23 protein-coding genes, 1 rRNA gene and 1 pseudogene are annotated in these 20,716 nt (G+C 33.6%); all 25 read right to left on the reverse strand.

The window, feature by feature from the left end:
- Positions 1–970: pseudogene (locus tag IDG60_RS07165) on the reverse strand (transcription-repair coupling factor); the annotation flags it as partial.
- Positions 970–1,542, reverse strand: coding sequence for an aminoacyl-tRNA hydrolase (gene pth / locus IDG60_RS07170; protein WP_000649791.1), 573 nt, complete (start codon positions 1,540–1,542; stop codon positions 970–972). The pseudogene IDG60_RS07165 and the gene pth, both read right to left, overlap by 1 nt.
- Before the next feature lie 310 nt (positions 1,543–1,852).
- Positions 1,853–2,506, reverse strand: a complete 654-nt coding sequence (locus IDG60_RS07175; RefSeq protein ID WP_000157650.1) for a 50S ribosomal protein L25/general stress protein Ctc — start codon at positions 2,504–2,506, stop codon at positions 1,853–1,855.
- A 149-nt stretch (positions 2,507–2,655) separates the two neighbouring features.
- Entirely contained in the window at positions 2,656–3,621 is a 966-nt protein-coding gene (locus IDG60_RS07180) for a ribose-phosphate diphosphokinase (protein ID WP_000933774.1), read from the reverse strand.
- A gap of 146 nt (positions 3,622–3,767) precedes the next feature.
- Positions 3,768–5,120, reverse strand: a complete 1,353-nt coding sequence (gene glmU / locus IDG60_RS07185; RefSeq protein ID WP_001252543.1) for a bifunctional UDP-N-acetylglucosamine diphosphorylase/glucosamine-1-phosphate N-acetyltransferase GlmU — start codon at positions 5,118–5,120, stop codon at positions 3,768–3,770.
- A gap of 22 nt (positions 5,121–5,142) precedes the next feature.
- Positions 5,143–5,274, reverse strand: coding sequence for a hypothetical protein (locus IDG60_RS07190; RefSeq protein WP_031835052.1), 132 nt, complete (start codon positions 5,272–5,274; stop codon positions 5,143–5,145).
- Positions 5,275–5,463: 189 nt separating this feature from the next.
- Positions 5,464–5,766 carry a septation regulator SpoVG gene (gene spoVG, locus IDG60_RS07195; RefSeq protein ID WP_000868999.1) on the reverse strand — a complete coding sequence of 101 codons (303 nt, stop codon included), beginning with the start codon at positions 5,764–5,766 and terminating at the stop codon, positions 5,464–5,466.
- Positions 5,767–5,837: 71 nt separating this feature from the next.
- Positions 5,838–6,218 carry a RidA family protein gene (locus tag IDG60_RS07200; RefSeq protein ID WP_000691774.1) on the reverse strand — a complete coding sequence of 127 codons (381 nt, stop codon included), beginning with the start codon at positions 6,216–6,218 and terminating at the stop codon, positions 5,838–5,840.
- A 16-nt stretch (positions 6,219–6,234) separates the two neighbouring features.
- Positions 6,235–7,059 carry a pur operon repressor gene (gene purR, locus IDG60_RS07205; RefSeq protein ID WP_001269643.1) on the reverse strand — a complete coding sequence of 275 codons (825 nt, stop codon included), beginning with the start codon at positions 7,057–7,059 and terminating at the stop codon, positions 6,235–6,237.
- Positions 7,060–7,072: 13 nt separating this feature from the next.
- A complete protein-coding gene (ispE, locus tag IDG60_RS07210; protein WP_000638870.1) occupies positions 7,073–7,921 on the reverse strand; it encodes a 4-(cytidine 5'-diphospho)-2-C-methyl-D-erythritol kinase in 849 nt (282 codons plus the stop codon).
- Between the two features lie 309 nt (positions 7,922–8,230).
- Entirely contained in the window at positions 8,231–8,494 is a 264-nt protein-coding gene (gene veg / locus IDG60_RS07215) for a biofilm formation stimulator Veg (protein WP_001126664.1), read from the reverse strand.
- Positions 8,495–8,593: 99 nt separating this feature from the next.
- Positions 8,594–9,487: a 16S rRNA (adenine(1518)-N(6)/adenine(1519)-N(6))-dimethyltransferase RsmA gene (gene rsmA, locus IDG60_RS07220; RefSeq protein WP_000886500.1), complete on the reverse strand. Its 894-nt coding sequence runs from the start codon at positions 9,485–9,487 to the stop codon at positions 8,594–8,596.
- 10 nt (positions 9,488–9,497) lie between these two features.
- Complete coding sequence (gene rnmV / locus IDG60_RS07225) at positions 9,498–10,034, reverse strand: ribonuclease M5 (RefSeq protein ID WP_000700080.1); 537 nt, start codon at positions 10,032–10,034, stop codon at positions 9,498–9,500.
- 166 nt (positions 10,035–10,200) lie between these two features.
- Positions 10,201–10,974 (reverse strand): TatD family hydrolase, encoded by a 774-nt coding sequence (locus IDG60_RS07230; protein WP_000904312.1) that lies wholly within the window; start codon positions 10,972–10,974, stop codon positions 10,201–10,203.
- Between the two features lie 30 nt (positions 10,975–11,004).
- Positions 11,005–12,978 (reverse strand): methionine--tRNA ligase, encoded by a 1,974-nt coding sequence (gene metG, locus IDG60_RS07235; protein ID WP_001051130.1) that lies wholly within the window; start codon positions 12,976–12,978, stop codon positions 11,005–11,007.
- A gap of 284 nt (positions 12,979–13,262) precedes the next feature.
- The gene (gene rsmI, locus IDG60_RS07240) at positions 13,263–14,102 is read right to left on the reverse strand and encodes a 16S rRNA (cytidine(1402)-2'-O)-methyltransferase (RefSeq protein ID WP_000279926.1); all 840 of its coding nucleotides are present in this window, start codon (positions 14,100–14,102) and stop codon (positions 13,263–13,265) included.
- A 1-nt stretch (position 14,103) separates the two neighbouring features.
- The gene (locus tag IDG60_RS07245; protein ID WP_000377064.1) at positions 14,104–14,352 is read right to left on the reverse strand and encodes a GIY-YIG nuclease family protein; all 249 of its coding nucleotides are present in this window, start codon (positions 14,350–14,352) and stop codon (positions 14,104–14,106) included.
- Positions 14,345–15,070, reverse strand: a complete 726-nt coding sequence (locus IDG60_RS07250) for a tRNA1(Val) (adenine(37)-N6)-methyltransferase (RefSeq protein WP_000910686.1) — start codon at positions 15,068–15,070, stop codon at positions 14,345–14,347. The genes IDG60_RS07245 and IDG60_RS07250 overlap by 8 nt, the downstream gene beginning before the upstream one ends.
- Before the next feature lie 273 nt (positions 15,071–15,343).
- On the reverse strand, positions 15,344–15,691 hold the full coding sequence (gene yabA, locus IDG60_RS07255; protein WP_000375683.1) for a DNA replication initiation control protein YabA: 348 nt from the start codon (positions 15,689–15,691) through the stop codon (positions 15,344–15,346).
- A 16-nt stretch (positions 15,692–15,707) separates the two neighbouring features.
- Positions 15,708–16,511 (reverse strand): PSP1 domain-containing protein, encoded by an 804-nt coding sequence (locus IDG60_RS07260; protein ID WP_001134194.1) that lies wholly within the window; start codon positions 16,509–16,511, stop codon positions 15,708–15,710.
- Positions 16,512–17,438, reverse strand: coding sequence for a DNA polymerase III subunit delta' C-terminal domain-containing protein (locus IDG60_RS07265; RefSeq protein ID WP_000344336.1), 927 nt, complete (start codon positions 17,436–17,438; stop codon positions 16,512–16,514).
- 213 nt (positions 17,439–17,651) lie between these two features.
- The gene (locus IDG60_RS07270; protein ID WP_000781979.1) at positions 17,652–17,981 is read right to left on the reverse strand and encodes a cyclic-di-AMP receptor; all 330 of its coding nucleotides are present in this window, start codon (positions 17,979–17,981) and stop codon (positions 17,652–17,654) included.
- Positions 17,982–18,008: 27 nt separating this feature from the next.
- Positions 18,009–18,626 (reverse strand): dTMP kinase, encoded by a 618-nt coding sequence (tmk, locus tag IDG60_RS07275; RefSeq protein WP_001272131.1) that lies wholly within the window; start codon positions 18,624–18,626, stop codon positions 18,009–18,011.
- Position 18,627: 1 nt separating this feature from the next.
- A complete protein-coding gene (locus IDG60_RS07280) occupies positions 18,628–19,965 on the reverse strand; it encodes an aminotransferase class V-fold PLP-dependent enzyme (protein WP_000812834.1) in 1,338 nt (445 codons plus the stop codon).
- Positions 19,966–20,590: 625 nt separating this feature from the next.
- A 5S ribosomal RNA gene (gene rrf, locus IDG60_RS07285) occupies positions 20,591–20,705 on the reverse strand.
- Positions 20,706–20,716 lie beyond the last annotated feature (11 nt).

The raw sequence follows: 20,716 nt of genomic DNA on the forward strand, positions 1-20,716 counted from the left end.
AATCAGACTCTACTGTTAAACTTTCTTCAGTTTCTTTAATACGATTAAATTCATCAACTGCAATGATTGCATCTTTTTGGAAATACTCAATAATTGTCGAAGGTGTTTCATACATAAACGCTACTAAGCGACGTAGTATTTGATGATCAAAGTATGTACTTTCGAATAATTTAAAGCTTTCATACGTTTCTTTCAAATCATTGCGCACTGATTTATCTATTTTGGGTCTTGTATTTTCATATGCAGTTTTTAACTCTTCTTTAAGATGGCTGATCACTTCTTCAGTAATGATATAATCACTTGCAGTTGTGATATCGACTTCTTCAACATTATCTTTGGAACGCTGCGTTTCAACATCAAAATCCCGAATAGAATCAATTTTGGTATCAAATAGCTCAATTCTGATTGGTTCCCCAATTAGCGGAAAGATATCGATAATACCTCCTCGCAATGAGAATTCACCAATATGCGATACCACGGATTCCCGTTTGTACCCCATATTAACTAATTTGTTAAGAAATTGGTCCACATCGATATCCTCACCAACACGCAATGTCATTTGGTGATTTTGCCACATTTCAACAGGAGTTAACCACTTTTTCAAACCATTTAAAGGAACGATAAATAACCCTTTCTTACCTTGAGCTAACGCAGTTAAAGTTCTAATACGTTCACTCATCAGTTGAGGGCTTTGTGTTGAAAACTCTTCGGTCATAATATCTTGCACAGGATACTTATACAATTCTTCAGCATCTATAAATTGAAGTAAATCTGTTTCTAATTTATCTGCTTGGTATAAATTATTGGTAATTAATAATAACTGTTGATTACTTTGTGCATATTTTTCAGCAATCATCGACACTTTAGCTGACGGGGAAAGACCAGTTACTAGTGTGTTTGCTTGTCCAAATACCTGATTAAGGTCTTGAAAATGATTATCTTCTTTTATAAGCGTTGTCAATATTGTCATTATTTCACTTCACCATTAAATTCATTCATAACATGGTCAAATCGTGATGTTTCAACAAACTTTTCAATTGCGCGTGCTGCGTGTTCGATAACTTTTTCCATCGTTACCATTTCATCATTTGAAAAGCGTTGTAAAACATAATCAGGTACCGTCATACCATTCGTTGGTCTTCCCACACCAATACGAATACGTTTAAATTGGTCTGTACCAAGCATTTTAATAATTGATTTCATACCATTGTGACCGCCCGCACTTCCTTTTTGTCTTAAGCGAACTTGTCCTTGTTCTAAATCTAAATCATCATATAAGACAATTAAATCTTCTGGATTAACATTGTAATAATCCATAATCGGTGCAACTGCTTCTCCTGACAAATTCATCATTGTCATTGGTTCGATAAATAACACTTTATCTCCGTTCATTCGTTCAATTGTATATGCACCTTTAAACTTTTGTTTATCTAATGAAAAATTATTTTTCTCTAAAATATAATCAACGACTTCAAAGCCGATATTATGTCTTGTAAGTTCAAAACGTTTACCTATATTACCTAGACCTACAATACATTTCATGCGTGTTTACCTCCAACATAATTGTTTCATTTATTATTATAATGACAACATCTATTTTCCGCCATTGCCATCAATTATCATTATTCTTTAGCTTAGTAAGTATGTATTTTAAAATCGAGTACATTAAAATTTTTATGATGTATCATTGTTGAGTTTAATGTCTTTTACTCACTAAAATTAATTAAACTTTATTACAAAGCAATAAAGTTTAATTAAGCTTTATAATAACACAAAAAGCACCATGCTTATATTAAAATAAGCACAGTGCTTGTTAAACAAAGTATAAAAACTTTAATGTAACAGATTAAAATTACTCTTCAGTTTTTTCTTCGTCTTCTTTGCTTTCGCCAACAACTTCTGGTTCTTCAGTTTGTTGTTCGCCTTCCATAGCTTCGATTTCTTCTTCAGTTGGTTCTTCAGTTGGAGCAACTACTGTTACAACTGATTCAGCTGAATCGTTTTCGATTTTGAAGTCGCCAGTTACTTTAACATCAGCAACAGTTAAACTGTCGTTAATGTTTAATTCAGTAATGTCTACTTCGATTGCTTCTGGAATATTGTCTGGAGTAGCAGTTACTTCTAAGTTGAATAATGGTTGTTCAACTACGCCGCCTTCTTTAGCGCCTACTGCTTCACCAACTAATTGAACTGGTACTTCAACAGTACGTTCTTCACTCATATTGATTGCTAAGAAGTCAATGTGAGTAATTTGGTTTTTAAGTGGATCGAATTGGTAGTCTGCAACCATAACTTTGATAGTTTTAGAACCAACGCCTAATTCGATAACACCGTTACGACCTACTTCACGGATAACTTTGATGAATTCTACTTCATCAACTTTAACTGACACGTTTTTAGTACCGTAACCGTATACTACTGCTGGTACTTTACCAGATTTTCTTAATTGTTTAAGATCTGAACGTGTTTGTTTACCTTGACGGATGATTGACTTTAATGAAGCCATTCTCATTTCCACCTTTCATTTTTGCTCAAAACGAGCACCTCACTTACCCATCAACATCATCGTTGCTTGCAAGTGTTTATTTATTCGTATAATCACGAACGAAACTATTATACACGTTTGGAATATGTTCGTCAAACGCCTTTTAAATATTAGTCAAATAATACGCTAACTGATTCTCTTTCGTATACACGAATGATAGCTTGTGCGATTAAACCAGCAACAGATAATTCTTTAGTGTTAGATGGTTTGCGATCTTCATCTAAATGAATTGAGTTTGTTACGATTAATTCTTTTATAGCAGAATTTTCGATACGTTCTTTAGCCGGTCCTGATAAAACAGGGTGTGTACAACAAGCATATACTTCTTTAGCACCTTTATCTTTTAATGCTTGTGCAGCTAAAGTGATTGTACCTGCTGTATCAATAATATCGTCAATAATAATTGCCGTACGTCCTTCAATCTCACCAACAATGTTCATCACTTCAGCAACATTTGGTCTAGGACGACGTTTATCTATAATTGCAATTGGAGTTTTTAAAATGTCAGCTAATTTACGTGCACGTGTAACACCGCCATGGTCTGGTGAAACAACGACACATTCTTCTGGGTTAATATTCGGATCATCTTTGAAATGTTTAGCAAGAATTGGCACACCCATTAAGTGGTCAATTGGAATATCAAAGAATCCTTGAATTTGTGGTGCATGTAAGTCTAACGCAATCATACGAGTTGCGCCAGCTGTTTCGATTAAGTTTGCAACTAATTTAGCAGTGATTGGCTCACGGCTACGGGCTTTTCTATCTTGTCTTGCATATCCATAATATGGCACTACAATATTGATTGTTGCTGCAGAAGCACGTTTACAAGCATCAATCATAATTAATAATTCCATTAAATGTAGATTCACAGGATATGATGTTGGTTGAATAATAAATACGTCACAACCACGAATACTCTCTTCGATATTAATTTGAATTTCTCCATCACTAAAACGTTTAACTGAACATTTACCTAGTTCAATTCCTACTTGGTCAGCAACTTCTTGCGCTAATGCTTCGTTTCCTTTCAATGAAAAAATCTTTAATGACGAATTCTTATATTCATTATTTAACATTTATAGTCCTCCAATTATTTACTTACGCAATTACTATTATATATAAAATGTAACTCCATTACTATGTGAATCATTAAATCATAAAGATTACATTAATATTACATAGGATTATCCTTTTATCCTAGTCATTTTAAATACGTAAATGATTATTTCCTATATCCTTCTTTTGTTGTTTGTCTTGCTCTTGCCACAGCTAAACTGTCATTTGGTACGTCATCTGTGATTGTGGAACCAGCTGCCACCAATACATCATCACCAATTGTTACAGGTGCTACTAAATTAACATTGCAACCTACAAATGAATCTTTGCCGACGATAGTTTTAAATTTATTTTCACCATCATAGTTAACTGTAATCGTTCCGCAACCAATATTAGTACGTTCGCCAATTACAGCATCGCCAATATAACTTAAATGTGAAACCTTGGCACCATCTTTAAGATCTGCTTTTTTAATTTCTACAAAATTTCCAACCTTAACATCTGCACCTAATTGCGCGCCTGGTCTCAATTGCGCAAACGGTCCGACCTTAGTATTAGCTCCTACGCTAGCATCATTAACAACAGACTGTTGAATACATGCACCATTTTCAATCGTACTATTGTTAATTTCAGAGTACTGACCAATAACAACATCTTCGCCAATTTCTGTACGACCATTAATTCGTACGCCTGGTTCAATGACTGTATCACTACCAATTGTAACGTCTGGACCAATAAAAGTGCTGTCAGGATCGATGATTGTCACACCATTTAGCATGTGATAATGATTCGTACGACGTTGCATCGCCTTCTCAGCCTGACTAAGCATTACACGATCATTTACACCCATGATTTCTTCAACATCATTGGTACGATACACTTCTACGATGCCGCCATCATTTAAAATTAACGACAATACATCAGGGAGGTAATATTCACCTTGCGCATTATCATTTTTCACTTGTGTTAATTTTTCAAACAACGTTTTATTATTAAACGCAAAAATACCTGAACTAATTTCATTAATATCCTTTTCAGCTTGCGTTGCATCTTTCTCTTCAACTATGCGTTCTAAACGACCTGACGCATTTCGAACGATTCTTCCGTATCCATATGGTTGTTGAATCGATGCAGATAATACAGTTGCTTGAGCATTAGCATCCTCATGATGCGCAATCAATGTTTCTAATGTTTCCTTTGTGATGAGCGGTGTGTCACCACATACAACGATTGTCGTACCTTCCTTGTCTTCTAAGTGTGATTTCGCCATTTGCACTGCATGCGCAGTACCGAGTTGTTTCTCTTGAAAACTGTATAAAGAACGCTCGCCTAAATGTCCTTTTACACTTTCAGCACCATGTCCTACGATGGTTACAACTTGATCGACACCAGAGCCTTTCACACTTTCCAATACATGTTCGACCATAGGTTTCCCAGCAACCTCGTGTAGCACTTTATACTTTTTAGATTTCATTCTTGTGCCTTTACCTGCTGCCAAAATTATCGCGTGTCTTCGCATGAACATTAACCCCCATTAAATTTTACACTTCGTCATTATTATAATTTAATCTGCAATACTCTTTCAACATATAAAAGGCATTGTTTTTAATTCGTTGTAATTTTAAAAACAACTTTTTTCTTACTTCAAAAATACGAGCATCATTCAAACACAATTTTTATCAGCAATGAATCAATAATTTTCATATCATCATAATCTGTTAACGTATATATTTATTAGCCTTTCATTAAAAATAAAAAAACATTAATACAAACTAAAAAAACTGCCGACAAAGCTTTATGCTTTATCGACAGTATCAAATCAACTTATTGCAAATGTATTACATCGCTAAATATAAAATTGATTAAGCTTCTTCTGAATCTTCTGATGTAGCGTTTTTATCTGGTACTACTTCATCTGTTTCATCATATACTTTCATCACTGCATCTTGAATTTCTTGTCTCATATCTGAATTAATAGGATGCGCGATGTCGCGGAATTCACCATCTGGTGTACGTTTACTTGGCATTGCAACGAACAAGCCAGAGTTTCCTTCAATTACACGTAAATCATGAATTACGAAAGCTTCATCTAATGTAATGGAAACGAGTGCTTTCATTCGTCCATCTGTTTGTATTTTTCTAAGTCTTACATCTGTCACTTTCATGTAGTGAGCCCCCCTATAGTATATATCTCTCTGTTTTATTTAGAAGCTTGATTAAACATATTAATCGAAAATTATAATTCCTTAATTTTACTTACTAATTCAATTTCTACTTTCACATCTTTTGGCAAACGCGCAACCTCTACACAACTACGCGCTGGCTTGTGTTCATTAAAATATTGACCATACACTTCATTTATTTTTTGGAAATCATTCATATCTTTAATGAAAATGGTCGCTTTCGCAACAGAATTCAAATCAGATCCTGCTTCTTCCAAAACAACCTTTAAATTTTCTAAAACTTGTTTTGTCTGTGCTTGAACATCAGCGCTTACGATTTTCCCATCAACATTCAATGGAATCTGACCAGAAGTATAAACCATACCATTCACAACTGTTGCATGCGAATATGGTCCAAGTGCTTCCGGTAATCTTGTTGTGTTAATGATTTTCATAATACTAAAACTCCTTTTATGAAAACTTAGATAAACTGTTGCCAGGTTCTACGTTAAACTCTTGATTATATTCATCTACATCAGATAATTTCACTAAGGAAGTATAATCTTCAATCAATCTTTGTTTAACTTCTTTTGATTCTACAAGTACTGATACCCCTTTTACATGGGCTTTAAACTCATTCATTAAATTCATAACACCATTAATAGAGCCACCAGCCCTCATAAAATCATCGACAACTAAAACATTTGAATTTTCTGCTAAAGTTCTCTTCGAAAGTACCATTGTCTCTATTTTTCTTGAAGATCCTGAAACGTAATTAATTGAAACTGTAGAACCTTCAGTCACCTTGTTGTCTTTTCTAATCACTACTACTGGTAAATTTAAAATATTAGCAACCGCATTTGCCAATGAAATACCTTTTGTCGCAATGGTAACAACAGCATCTAATTTTTCTTCCATGTAAATACTGGCAATTAACTTACCAACTTTGTTTAGTAGCGATGGATTACCTACCAAATCTGATAAAAATAAATACCCGCCAGGTAACAAACGTTCTTTCTCTTCTAATAGAGTAATGACCTCATTAACAACTTCAGTCGCCTCTTCTTTACTCATCATTGGTTTATACGTAACACCACCACTTGCGCCAGCAGTAGTAATTACTGTACCTAACTTTTCTTTTTGGAATGTATTTTTTATAATTTGGACATCTTCACTTATTGAAGATTTCGCCTGTTTAAATTTTTTCACAAAAAAAGTTAATGGAATCAATTTATTCGGATGGTTCATCAAATATTGCGTCATAAAAACAATTCTCTCGCTTCGTTTATATCTCATCTTTTCAACCCTTCTATCCTAATAGTCTAACTAAGTACACTTCATTACAACAACCGTTAACTGCATTATAAATATTTTTTGCTTGGCTTTCTTTTCGTGCTAGCCCATACACAGTCGGTCCGCTTCCACTCATTAACGCACCATCTGCACCACTTTTCAACATATTATTTTTTAATTTATCGATTTGTGGGTGTTTTGAAACAGAAATTGGCTCTAATCGATTAGACAAACTTTGACATAATTGTTGATAATCTCGATTTTCTAAGGCCTCATAACACATTTTCGTATGTACGTCGTAACGCTTATCTAAATTGATCAACTTAAATATATCTGGTGATGATATGCCTAAGTTTGGTTTAGCAAGAATCACCCAAGCTGAAGGTGGTTTATTTAAAAACTCGATTTTCTCTCCTCTTCCAGTACATAGTGCAGTTTTATTATAAATACAAAACGGAATATCTGTCCCAATTTTACTGCCTAGTAGAGCCAATTCTTCCAAACTCGCCCCTATATCAAAAAGTCGATTCAATCCTCTTAACGTTGCTGCTGCATCAGCCGAACCTCCAGCTAAGCCAGCAGAAACAGGTATTTCTTTATCGATAGAAATTGTTACACCTTGCTTTAGTTGATATTGCTCAATAAATAGTTGCGCTGCACGATATGCGAGATTTTTATGATTAGAAGGCACATAATTATGTTCAATCTCAACAACTATCTTTCGATCTTTTCTTTTATGAAAAGTTAAACGATCATTTAAATCAACTGTTGTCATTATCATTTCAATCTCATGATAGCCATCATTTCTTTTAAAAAGTGTATCGAGCGTAAAATTAATTTTGGCTGGTGCCGTTTCATATATCATTTTCCGCCCTCTTTTCGTTATCTTAATATGATGATTTTAACATAAAGAGAATTAATATTTGACATTTTAATTTGTTTTTTAGTGTTTTTTTAATAAAAAAGTAATTTTCTCCATCTAATTACTTAGTATTTACTTGTATTTGTGTTTATAAATACAAGTATCCATTTACTGAAAAATCTATAAGCGAAACATCAGTGTTAAACATTTTGTAAATAAAAAGAGTATTGAACATAACGCCCAACACTCAAATAATTATCATAATATTTACTTCTTATACTAAGAAACGTCTAACATCTCTATATGTCTTATTTAGTGTGCAATTGATTCGTGATGATTATCCTCTTCAAATGAAACTTGAACATTTTCAGTTAACACATCAGTGTATGTATAAGATACTCTCTCAAAGTTGTGTTTGTCTTGATCTAACTCAACAATGAAAACTGACGGATATGTTTCTTTTAAAATTCCAGAACGTTTTATTGTTTTCTTACGGCCTCCATTGGCTTTCAGTACAATACGATTTCCTACATGACAATCAATAGAATTTTTGATGTCCAAAATTGATTTTGGCATATTGCTCCACCTCGCTACAAGTTACATAATACCATATTTGCAGCGTTTTCGTCAAACAAAATTTAAATTTTAACAATAGTGCTTTGCTTTGTCAATCATTTAATTTTCTAATTGAGGGAATTTTTTCTTTTCTTCATACAATTTAGCAAAATCTTGAATAGATAGCGTTTCACCGCGACGTCTTGGATCAATACCTGCTTGTTCCAACCATTGTAAAATCACTTCTTTGTGTTGTTTACCATCTTTAAAATAATTTTGATAGTTATTGTTAATTGTCTTTCTTCTTTGTGCAAATGCTGCTTTTGCTAACTTAAAGAATGCTTCCTCGTTATCTACTGTTACTAACGGTTCAGTTCTCTGCATCAGTTTTACAACTATTGAATCAACATTAGGTGGTGGCATAAATACAGATTTAGGTACCGTTAATACTTTACTAGTCTCTGTATAGTATTGTACGACAATTGATAATGAACCATATGCTTTTGAACCTACTTCAGCATTTAAGCGTTCGCCCACTTCTTTTTGCATCATCACCACGTAGCCATCAATTGGTATATCTTGTTGCATTAAATTTAATAAAATTGGCGTCGTAATATAGTACGGCAGGTTTGCAACAACCATTATTTTTTCGCAATCTTGTAAATGATTTTCAACAGCTTCTTTAATATTCGCTTTTAAAATATCTTCATTAATCACCGTCACATTATCATAAGGTGATAGAGTATCATTTAATACAGGTATTAAACGTTGATCAATTTCAAATGCCAATACTCTTTTAGCATGTCTGGCCAATTGTTCTGTCAACGACCCCATACCTGGACCAATTTCAATCACCCCAGTTTGTGCATCAATATCACTTGCATCAATGATATTATTAATGATATTCACATCTATCAAAAAGTTCTGTCCTAAACTTTTTTTAAAATTAAAGCCATATTTATCTAACAACGCTCGCGTTCTTGATGGTGTTGCAATATCTTTATTATCCAACATTTTCACTTCCTCATTCATCTTCTAAAGCTTGCCTTACATCCGCTTCGGTATAACCAAATGCATTTAACTTTTTCAATAACTGCTTACCATTGGAATGGCCGATTCGCAATTTTCTACTTAAAATTTCTCTACGGCGCCTTGCATCTTTCCCAACGATTAACCCCAACTCTATTAGCACAGATTTATCAATTGATTCATAAGCTTCATCAAAGGGTGAACTAACATGCATTAACGCTTCTTTAATATCAATTAAGTCGGCATGTTCAACACCAATTTTCCCTTTTTTATTTTTAGCTTTTTCTCTATCAATATACGCATGTTTAACACCTTTGACATGTTCAGTAATTGTACTTCTAATTTTATCTCCTGGGAAATCTGGATCTGTTAATACAATAACGCCTCGACTTTGTTGAGCATTTCTAATTACTTCTAAAGTTTGTTCGTTGATGGCACTACCATTCGTTTCAATCGTATCACATTCAACAGCTCGTTTAACACGCTCAGTATCATCTCGTCCTTCTACAACTATAAACTCATTGATTTTCATTTAAAACGCCTTCCTACAATTCTTAATTTCAAAGCTCTAACCATCTCTATCGTACGTATTGCACATGTACGATATTTTAATTTAAAAAAGTGAGAAAGAACCATAGCATATTAAACGAATATAGCATCGTTTACATTTATGGCGGTGATCTTTCTCACTTTTAACTTTATGAATTTAAATTAAACAATTTCTCTGCATTTTTAGTTGTTTGTTCGCACACTTCTTCATAAGATAAGCCTTTTAATTCAGCAATTTGTTCAGCTACTAAAGTTACTCTCGCCGGTTCATTTCGCTTCCCTCTATACGGATGTGGCGAGAGATACGGTGCATCGGTTTCAACTAGCAAACGCTCCATTGACACATGCTTAGCAACTTCTTTAGGCTGTTTAGCATTTTTAAATGTCACAGGTCCACCTAATGAAATATAAAAATTCAGCTTATTAGTTACAATATCTGCAATTTCTGGAGAACCACTAAAGCTATGCATAATCCCGCCTACCTCTTCAGCATGCTCCTCCAATAAGATATCGATACAGTCTTGAGTTGCTTCACGGTTATGAATGATAATTGGTAACTTCAAACGCTTAGCTAAAGCAATTTGCTTTCTAAAAACTTCCTTTTGAACATCTGCAGGAGATTTATCCCAGTGATAATCTAATCCCATTTCACCAATACCAATCACTTTTGGATGCTGAGCTAAAGATTCAATCCATTCCAGGTGTTCTTCTGTAAAATCAATTGCGTCAACTGGATGCCAACCGATAATGCCATATAAAAAATCATACTCATCGATTAATTTCATCGCGCGTTCAATTGTCGATTTGTTAAAACCAACTACAAACATACGATCAACACCTGCTTCTCTAGCACGTGTAATCACTTCACTCAAATCATCATCGTATTGCTCATCATTTAAATGGACATGTGTATCGATTAACATAATTATCTCTCCTAATTTTTAAAAATACAGTTATTTAATCACTGCACCATTTGGAATTGCACTTGGTAAACTTACTAAGGTTAATACACCATCTTTTTCAGCAGATAATATCATACCTTCAGATTTTTGTCCCATTAATTTAGCTGGTTTCAGGTTAGTAACAACTGCTACTTTTTTACCAATAATATCATCTGGTGTATAGAATTTGGCAATTCCTGATACAATTTGTCTTTGTTCAGAATCTAAGTCTACTTGAATTTTTAAAAGCTTATCTGACTTCTTAACATGTTCAGCATTAATAATCGTTGCTGCCTTAATTTCAACTTTATCAAAGTCTTTAATATCAATTTGAGGTTTGCTAGGAATCTCTTCTTTTTCCTCTTCAGTAGCAGGCGGTTGCATTGATTCTTTGATATATGCAATTTCCGCTTCGCTATCCAATCTTGGGAAAATAGGTTTAGGTTGCCCAGTAACCATAATTGACTCAGTAAGCACACCATATTGCTCTAAACTACTAAATTCCATAAATTGAGGATTGTTTATGTTCAATTGTTCAAAAATCTCTTTCGGCGCATGTGTTAAGAATGGACGTAATAATACAGCTGCATAACGAATATTTTCAACTAAGTGAGCCATTACATTGCCTAACATATCTTTTTGGCTATCGTCCTTAGCTAATACCCAAGGCGTTGTTTCGTCAATATACTTATTCGTTCTACTTATAAACTTCCATACCGTAGATAATGCCACAGAAAATTGCAAACTTTCCATGCTTTCAGTGTAGCTTTTCACTGTTTCTAAAGCCATAGCTTCCATTTCTTCATCTAATTCATGAAGTGGACCTTGATACGCTGGTAATTCGCCATCAAAGTACTTATTAACCATAGAAATCGTACGGTTTACTAAGTTACCTAAGTCATTTGCTAGATCGAAATTTGTACGCTCAACAAATGCTTCAGGTGTAAATACGCCATCTGAACCAAATGGTAATTCACGCATTAGATAATAACGTGTAGCATCTAAACCATAGCGATCAATTAAAATATTAGGGTCTACAACATTACCTTTAGATTTACTCATTTTTCCATCTTTCATCAAAATCCAACCATGTGCAAAGACTTTTTTAGGTAACGGTAAGTCTAATGCCATCAATAAAATAGGCCAAATAATTGAGTGGAATCGCACAATTTCCTTAGCCATTAAATGAATATCTGCTGGCCAGTATTTGTTAAATAGTGACTCATCATCTGATAAATAGCCTAATGCTGAAATATAGTTAACTAACGCATCAATCCAAACATAAACAACATGTTTTGGATTAGACGGAACATGGACACCCCAGTTAAATGATGTACGAGAAACAGCTAAATCAGCAAGTCCTGGTTTAATGAAGTTGTTAATCATTTCATTTTTTCTTGATGGTGGTTGTATAAAATCTGGATTTTGGTCATAGAACTCTAATAAACGGTCTGTATATTTACTAATATTAAAGAAATAACTTTCTTCTTTAACTAGTTCAACTTCGTGTCCAGAATCTGGACTTTTGCCACCAATAATTTTACCGTTTTCGTATTGTGGGTCTACTAATTGTGACTCTGTATAGTATGTTTCATCCGGAACAGAATACCAACCTTCATATTCACCTAAATAGATATCACCTTGCTTTAATAAACGTTCAAACACTTGCTCAACGACATGTTTATGACGTTCTTCAGTTGTTCTGATAAAATCATCATTTGAAATTTCAAGCTTAGCCCACAATTGTTTAATTCCAGCAATCATCTCATCCAAATATTCAATTTCTGTCTTACCAGCTTTTTGAGCTTTTTCTTGAATTTTTTGACCGTGTTCATCCGTTCCAGTCAAATAACGAACATCATATCCTTGCATTCTCTTATATCTTGCAATAACATCTCCAGCCACTGTAGAATATGCATGTCCTATATGTAAATTCCCACTAGGATAGTATATTGGGGTTGTTATATAAAATGTTTCTTTAGCCATAACTGTTCCTCCTCGTAATGTCTCACTTCAAATAATATCTAAGATTTCTATGCATTTCAACGGACGCGAACATTTATCTCGTCATCTCATTTTCATCTTATTCAATGTTAAGGTATTTATTACTTTCAATGTATTTATTTTACATTAAAAAACGTCGATGTCATCATTTTTTTATCATAGTCAACATCATTTTATCAGTATCAATGCAAAATGATAACTTACCATTTAAAATTACAGCTTGCGTTTATAAAATCGTTTAAAATTTCATATAATCGATAAAGTGATTAACTTATTTGATGATAAATATTATATACTTCATTCGTTTTAAGTTGTCGTTCTTCAGCAACTTTTTTAATAGCTTGTTTTGGTTTCATCTGTGAAGTTTGAATATAATGATCAACATGCTCATTGATAGATAAATCATCAAACCACGATATCTCATTGTTCGCTTTAGCACCTTCAATTAAGATAACGAATTCGCCTTTCAATGGTACATCGCCTTGCTGAATCAATGCTTGTAATTGTGTTACATCATCAGTTACAATTTGTTCGAACTTCTTAGTTAATTCACGCCCTAGTGATACTTGTCGTGTTGCATCTATCTTTGCAATTGTTTTTAATGTATCTGTCACACGATGCGGTGATTCGTATATAATTAATGTGCTATTTTCATGCATACGTTGCTCTAATACAGCACTTTTTTCTTTCTCTTTTCGTGGCAAAAATCCTAAAAATGTATATACATATGAAGGTAATCCACTAGCCATCAAAGCCGTCAGCCCAGCATTAGGTCCAGGCACAGTCTCTACTTTAATATTAGCTTCTCTGGCTGCCACTACTAATTCGTATCCAGGATCACTAATTAAGGGCAATCCAGCATCAGATACGAGCGCAACGTCAAGACCTAATTCTAACTGTTCAATGATAAAAGCAGTCTGCTTATCCTTGTTATGTTCGTGATATGACTTTAATGGAGTTGGAATATCATAATGATTACACAGCTTACTAGTTACTCTAGTGTCTTCACAAGCAATCATATCAACACGTTTCAATACATCAACTGCTCTATAAGTAATATCTGCTAAATTACCAATTGGTGTGCCCACTAAATATAATACAGCCATACTATCGCTCCTTAATTAATCGCAATTTCTTTTGTCTGGTATAAGTTTTAATTTCATATTCACGCTTCAATGCTTCAGACTTTGTCTCATACATTTCTTGATAAACTAAATGCACCGGACGTCTTACTTTCGTATATTTGGCTCCTTGACCTCGGTTATGTTTTTCAACACGTGCATTAACGTCTTTAGCGTATCCTGTATATAAACTTCCATCACTACATTTTACAATATATACAAAATGACTATCCATAATATACGTCCTTCATTTCTTCGCTATAATTACCATCTTCATTATAAATATAAAATGGGGGCATGATTTCTAAACCTTGATTTCCACCTTTTCGACCTTCTACTACTATCGTTTGTGCTGATTTCCCTACCTTACTATATATAAAAACGACTTTCTTAGGTTCAATATTCACTTTTCTCATTTCAAACAAGACATCCATTAGTCTATCTGCACGATGTACCATATTTAGCCTGCCACCTTCTTTTAATAAATGACGGGCTGCAATCATGCAATCTTCAAGTGTACACATAATCTCATGTCTCGCTATCTTATGTGCTTCTTTTTGATGTTGGTGTTGCTGATTCTCTTTAAAATAAGGCGGATTACACGTTACTAAAGTATATTGTGAAGGTTTAAATACTTTAGTAACGTTTTTCAAATCCATGTGATGCATTGTTAAATATTCATCAACATCATTGAATTGAAATGTGCGTCGCGCCATATCGACAAGTGTTTTTTGAATCTCAACACCTTCTATATGTCGTGGATGTTTCGCAAACAATAACAAGGGTATCACCCCATTGCCTGAACATAAGTCCAACACAATATCTTTTGTTCTAGGTTTTGTAAAATGCCCTAACAACAAAGCATCCGTTGAAAACGAAAAAACATCATCATTTTGAATAATACTAAAATCTTCTTTGATTAGTTGATCAAATCGTTCATTCTCTTTTAACATTTTTAACTCCTATGAAGACAACCTTTTTCTATTGAGTAATTGAAATCTCTTTTTATATTATATGCCTAACTACATTCGATGTATTTTTGACTTTTAACAGCTACATTTTATAACTAATGATACTGCGTGCACACTTAATAATAACATTTAGTACCGCCATCTCTTATGCAATCACCAAAACTTTATACACAATTAAAGCCTGAAACATGCATTGTCTCAGACTTATCCAAACCATATTCATTTATAATTATAACACTATTTGAGTGTGCTTGATTAATCACTTAAAACTTCTAAACAGAACAGACAATCTTCACCATGTCGATGTTTTCCAAATAATTCGCCTTTACAAATATGAAATCCTTCTCCATACAATATAGCCAAATTATCTTTACTTGGTAATGGCTTTTTCACAGCTTTTGCTGGTTTTGAATTCGCAGTATCAATAGTAGTTGGTTCATCATTGCCCAACACCTTTTTCAAATTATCATTTTCAAGTTGAAGCGCTACATTTTCTTCTACTAATTCAACTGCATGTGCCTTTAATTCTGAAGTTTCCTTTGAAAGTTGATTGACATTCATTTCTAAACGCATTATTTTTTCAAATATTTCATTGCGATCCAAATGTAATAATGCCTCCTTAATGCATAGTTTCTATTTCTTCTAATTTATATTCAAGTGGCTGTTCATGTCCCTCAAGCTTCACCTGCATAGAAATGTCTAATATATTTAAAGCAACTACTTTCCCGTTACCATCAGGCGTTTCAATTGCTTCACCAATATCAGGTAATTGTGCACGTACTTCCTCATAATAGTCATTTTCATATTTTAAACAACACATCAAACGACCACATGCACCAGAAATTTTAGTTGGATTTAATGATAAATTTTGATCCTTAGCCATCTTAATCGATACTGGTTCAAAATCCCCTAAAAATGTAGAACAACATAACGACCTACCACAAGGTCCGATACCGCCAAGCAATTTGGCTTCATCCCTTACACCAATTTGTCTCAACTCGATACGTGTTTTTAAATGTTGCGCTAATATTTTTACTAATTTTCTAAAATCAATACGATCATCCGCCGTAAAATTAAAAATAACTTTCGATTTATCTAATGTATATTCGCAATTGACTAAACGCATGTCCAAACCTTGTTCTCTTACAATGTCTTTACATAGTATTAATGCATTTTCAGCATCTCGTTCATTACAATTAAATTTATCAATATCTTTGTCATCAGCAATGCGAATAATATTTTTAAGAGGTAACACAACATCCTCTTCAGCAATATCCATTAATGGATTTTTAACAATACCTATCTCTATGCCTCTTTTAGATTCGACAACTACCCAGTCTTCTATATCTACTTGTATATCATTAGGTGTATAATATTCTAATTTTCCCGCTTTTTGAAACTGAACACCTATTACATTTGGCATCTAACTCACACCCTTAATTACGATTTGTTCAAATACAAGCGTTGGATTTACATTTTGATTCAATTTCTTATGTGCTTCCGTCAGTTGATCAAACATCAAAATTAATTGATTAAACGACAACTTTTGCGCATATTGATCAATATCATTTTTTAAATCACTATATATTTGTTTATCCTCTACATTTACCTTTGTATGTATGATATCTTCGAAGAAACCATTCACAGCTGCAATAGTTAAAGATTGCAGTTTTTTATTTTTAGCCTGTTTCAATAAATCAATAATACCTATAAGTGCCATTGGCTTGTTAGTAAGCAACAATTCACACCAACGTATAACTGATTTCCTTAATGCTAATAAATCAAATTCTTCATTTAAAGCTATTGCATTATCTATTTGCGTAGTATAAGTACTAATCATTTCAGCTACTGGCTTAGACATGTTTTGTTCAACTAATCTATTTATAAACTTTTCTTTATCAATAGGCTTGAAATACACATGCTGACACCTTGAATGGATTGTGTCTAAAATTTGCTCAGGTTTTGTAGACAATAAAATAGCAATCGTATTGTCCGGTGGTTCTTCAAGAAATTTCAAGATACTGTTTTCCCCTTGAACAGTTAACTTTTCAAAGTCTTCAATGATGTACACTTTATTTGTGCTTTCTATAGGAAGTTGATTCATATGACGCACAAGTTGTTCAACTTGTTCTTTCTTAATTGCATTCTCAGTTGTTGATATATACATAAAGTCTGGATGATTATATGTACTAACCTTTGTTTCACATTGACTATCTGTTTGACATAAAATAAGCTTTGCAAAATTAATCGCAACTTGTTTCATCGTTTGTGCATCATCACCTTCAAATAAATAGGCATGCGATAATTTATTTGAATGATATGCATTCGTCAATTGTTGCTGTTCATCCATTCATTACAAACTCCCTTTTGCTTTTATATAAAAAGGTTGCCAAAGAGCAACTAATTACTGCAACAATAGCGACCATGATTTGTGATTATTTTTAGAACCACAAAAATCAAATCTATTGGCATCTGAACTAGTCGCAGTCAAGCAACCCAAAATTGTTAATAACTTATTAATACACTATTTTAAGTATCTCTAATTGATGATTGTATTATAGAATTAAAATTGATGGAATGCATCAACTGGCATAACAAATACAGTAGCACCGCCAACTTCAACTTCAACTGGATATGGAATGTACGAATCCGCACTGCCTCCCATAGGTGTAATAGGTGAAACCAACTGTTCTCTATTACCACACGTTTGATTAATCACAGACAATATTTCATCTACACGGTCATCATTGACACCACATAAGAATGTTGTATTACCCGCTCTTAAAAACCCACCTGTTGTTGCCAATTTTGTTGCTCTAAAGTTATTTTTAACAAGTTGATCTGCAAGTTCCTGACTATCTTGATCTTGTACGATCGCTATAATCATTTTCATTTTATAACACCTCTTCTAACAATTATATCATATCTTTTCTAAATATTTGATGATAGTTTGATACGTGTCTTCAACAACATTTTCAAGAGGTTGATCTGCATTAACGCTTTTGAACCGTTGTGATTCATTATGAATGATTTCTTGGTAACCTTCAATTACTTTTTCGTGAAACTTTAAATCTTCTTGATCTAATCTATTTTGATCTCTTGAATTTTTAATAATACGTTCGCGACCTACTTCAGCACTAACATTTAAATAAATCGTCAAGTCTGGATATAATCCATTTATTGCAAATTCGTTTAATGCTCTTACTTCTTCAACGCCAATCCCTCTAGCATAACCTTGATAAGCTAATGAACTATCGATATAGCGATCACACAACACAACCTTACCTTCTTTTAAAGCTGGTATGACCTTTAATACAAGATGTTCTCTTCTAGATGCAGCAAATAACATTGCTTCAGTTCTAATGTCCATATCATTGCCTTCTAATACAATTTTACGTATTTCTTCACCAGTAGGAACGCCGCCCGGTTCTCTTGTCATAATGACATCATAATCTTTTACTAATCTATGGTAAACTTTATTAATTACAGTTGTTTTTCCAGAGCCTTCTGGGCCCTCAAAAGTTATAAAAGCTGACATTTTATTCATCCTCAACTAAAATTTTATTATTTTTAATTCCTTCAACTATCATTCCAGTTTCCAGATATTCATTTACTAATTCTATCATATTTTCAGTTATTGTTTCTCCTTTGAAAATAATAGGAATCCCTGGCGGATACGGGACAATATGTCGCGCCAGAACTTTACCTTTTGCCTTTTTCAAATCACACCAAGTAACATATTCAAAGCGTTTTGGTTTATAGTTACCTTCAGTTGTTAAAAGTTGTGTTTGTTTAACTTTAGAAACTGATTTTTTCGGTAAAATCATATCTTCAATTTTACGTAAAAGCGAATCAAATAAATACGTATCATCATGATGCCATAACGGCAATACCGCTAATACTTGATAGTCGTCCGCTAATTCTAAATAGATATGTGCATTCATAAACCAATTTTGAATATCATGACCTGTAAAACCTTCATATTTTATCAGCAACTTCAACGGATCATCAACTTGAAGCATTTCAAAACCCTTCTTCTCCAAACATTCGATTAATTGCGCTCTCTTATCAAAAAACACGGTACTATCATATGTTTTATAGAACTCGGCAGCTGACTCTAAACTAGCCATAATCAAATACGAAGGACTAGATGTTTGGAAGTAGCTTAGATATTCTATAATAGTTTCTCTATAAGGTGCATTTTTATGAATATAAAGTACCGAGCCCATCGTTAAAGCTGGTAACGTTTTATGAAAAGATTGAACAACATAGTCAGCTTGATAATTTAATGTAGAATCTGGAAATCCTTGCAATCCAAAGTGCGCGCCGTGTGCTTCGTCAATGAGTACAGGAATATTTAATTGGTGCAAAGATTTGATAACCTCTTCTACATTAAATGTTTCACCGTAATAGTTAGGATAAGTCAACACAGCAAGTTTGTGACCGTCATTATTCAAACGGCTTAAATTAACTTTATTATAATGATTCGTTAACGGACTTTGATGCGTTTCAATAAAATGCCCTTCTTGTTGGCTAATATCGAGCGCATGTAACACAGATTTATGTACATTTCTTGCCATTAAGATATCGCCTTTTTTCTGTGAAAAAGACTGGATGACAGATAATATTCCTGAAGTGGTGCCATTCACTAAGAAATAAGCATCATAATCTGAATGTTTCTCCACCTGCTTCATACTTTCCAAAATGACTTCTTCAGGATGATGTAAATCATCTAATCCAGGTATTTCAGTTTTATCCATTGTCATTGATAATTGAGATAAATGACCGATAGTCATATTTTTATGACCCGGAACATGCAAAGAAATCGCTTCTTCTTGATTTAAACTTTCTAATTTATTTAAAATAGGTTGCTTCATGATATACGCTTCCTTTATTTACACTGTTTTGGAATTAGTTACTTTCAAAAGTATTAATTATATAGTAACACTTCTTTGACAAAAGTTAGTGTTACTTATGCAATAGCTTGTCTATTGTATAATAATTAATTTCCTTTTTGTACTTCGATTTAAAAGATATTAGACATAAAATCTAAAAACAGCAGTAAGATGATTTATGATTAAAAACTATCTTACTGCTGTTCACTTTTTATAATACTTCTGAATGTCTTCACTTATACTTCTAGTCACAGATTTAAATAATCAAAAGTGCACATTATTAAAATATCAATTTCACACTCAATGCGGCTCATCGCATTCATTTCTTGTCTAGCAACGTTCTACTCTAGCGGAACGTAAGTTGGCTACCATCCTCGCTAAGAACCTTTCTTGACTTGTGACAATCGCTTGCTTCTTTCCTCTCCTTCGGCTCTCGCTTACTCATTTAGCTCTACTAAACTCGTTGCGCTCTTTTCTCGTTTCGTCAGATTCAAACGTTTTCACTTCGCCAAGCCATTTTTCTTTGTGTTTACTTTTTATTTTGACGTTTTAGACATAAAAAAAAGAGACCTTGCGGTCTCAATGCGGCTCATCGCATCCATTTTTTGCCTGGCAACGTTCTACTCTAGCGGAACGTAAGTTCGACTACCATCGACGCTAAGGAGCTTAACTTCTGTGTTCGGCATGGGAACAGGTGTGACCTCCTTGCTATAGTCACCAGACATATGAATGT

Source organism: Staphylococcus sp. EG-SA-2 (assembly GCF_017152085.1).

Bases quoted from the DNA above. Each gene is read 5' to 3' on its own strand.
- pth (WP_000649791.1), bottom strand. From the start codon at position 1,542: ATGAAATGTATTGTAGGTCTAGGTAATATAGGTAAACGTTTTGAACTT.
- IDG60_RS07175 (WP_000157650.1), bottom strand. From the start codon at position 2,506: ATGGCTTCATTAAAGTCAATCATCCGTCAAGGTAAACAAACACGTTCA.
- IDG60_RS07180 (WP_000933774.1), bottom strand. From the start codon at position 3,621: ATGTTAAATAATGAATATAAGAATTCGTCATTAAAGATTTTTTCATTG.
- glmU (WP_001252543.1), bottom strand. From the start codon at position 5,120: ATGCGAAGACACGCGATAATTTTGGCAGCAGGTAAAGGCACAAGAATG.
- spoVG (WP_000868999.1), bottom strand. From the start codon at position 5,766: ATGAAAGTGACAGATGTAAGACTTAGAAAAATACAAACAGATGGACGA.
- IDG60_RS07200 (WP_000691774.1), bottom strand. From the start codon at position 6,218: ATGAAAATCATTAACACAACAAGATTACCGGAAGCACTTGGACCATAT.
- purR (WP_001269643.1), bottom strand. From the start codon at position 7,059: ATGAGATATAAACGAAGCGAGAGAATTGTTTTTATGACGCAATATTTG.
- ispE (WP_000638870.1), bottom strand. From the start codon at position 7,921: ATGATATATGAAACGGCACCAGCCAAAATTAATTTTACGCTCGATACA.
- veg (WP_001126664.1), bottom strand. From the start codon at position 8,494: ATGCCAAAATCAATTTTGGACATCAAAAATTCTATTGATTGTCATGTA.
- rsmA (WP_000886500.1), bottom strand. From the start codon at position 9,487: ATGTTGGATAATAAAGATATTGCAACACCATCAAGAACGCGAGCGTTG.
- rnmV (WP_000700080.1), bottom strand. From the start codon at position 10,034: ATGAAAATCAATGAGTTTATAGTTGTAGAAGGACGAGATGATACTGAG.
- IDG60_RS07230 (WP_000904312.1), bottom strand. From the start codon at position 10,974: ATGTTAATCGATACACATGTCCATTTAAATGATGAGCAATACGATGAT.
- metG (WP_001051130.1), bottom strand. From the start codon at position 12,978: ATGGCTAAAGAAACATTTTATATAACAACCCCAATATACTATCCTAGT.
- rsmI (WP_000279926.1), bottom strand. From the start codon at position 14,102: ATGGCTGTATTATATTTAGTGGGCACACCAATTGGTAATTTAGCAGAT.
- IDG60_RS07245 (WP_000377064.1), bottom strand. From the start codon at position 14,352: ATGGATAGTCATTTTGTATATATTGTAAAATGTAGTGATGGAAGTTTA.
- IDG60_RS07250 (WP_000910686.1), bottom strand. From the start codon at position 15,070: ATGTTAAAAGAGAATGAACGATTTGATCAACTAATCAAAGAAGATTTT.
- IDG60_RS07260 (WP_001134194.1), bottom strand. From the start codon at position 16,511: ATGCCAAATGTAATAGGTGTTCAGTTTCAAAAAGCGGGAAAATTAGAA.
- IDG60_RS07265 (WP_000344336.1), bottom strand. From the start codon at position 17,438: ATGGATGAACAGCAACAATTGACGAATGCATATCATTCAAATAAATTA.
- IDG60_RS07270 (WP_000781979.1), bottom strand. From the start codon at position 17,981: ATGAAAATGATTATAGCGATCGTACAAGATCAAGATAGTCAGGAACTT.
- tmk (WP_001272131.1), bottom strand. From the start codon at position 18,626: ATGTCAGCTTTTATAACTTTTGAGGGCCCAGAAGGCTCTGGAAAAACA.
- IDG60_RS07280 (WP_000812834.1), bottom strand. From the start codon at position 19,965: ATGAAGCAACCTATTTTAAATAAATTAGAAAGTTTAAATCAAGAAGAA.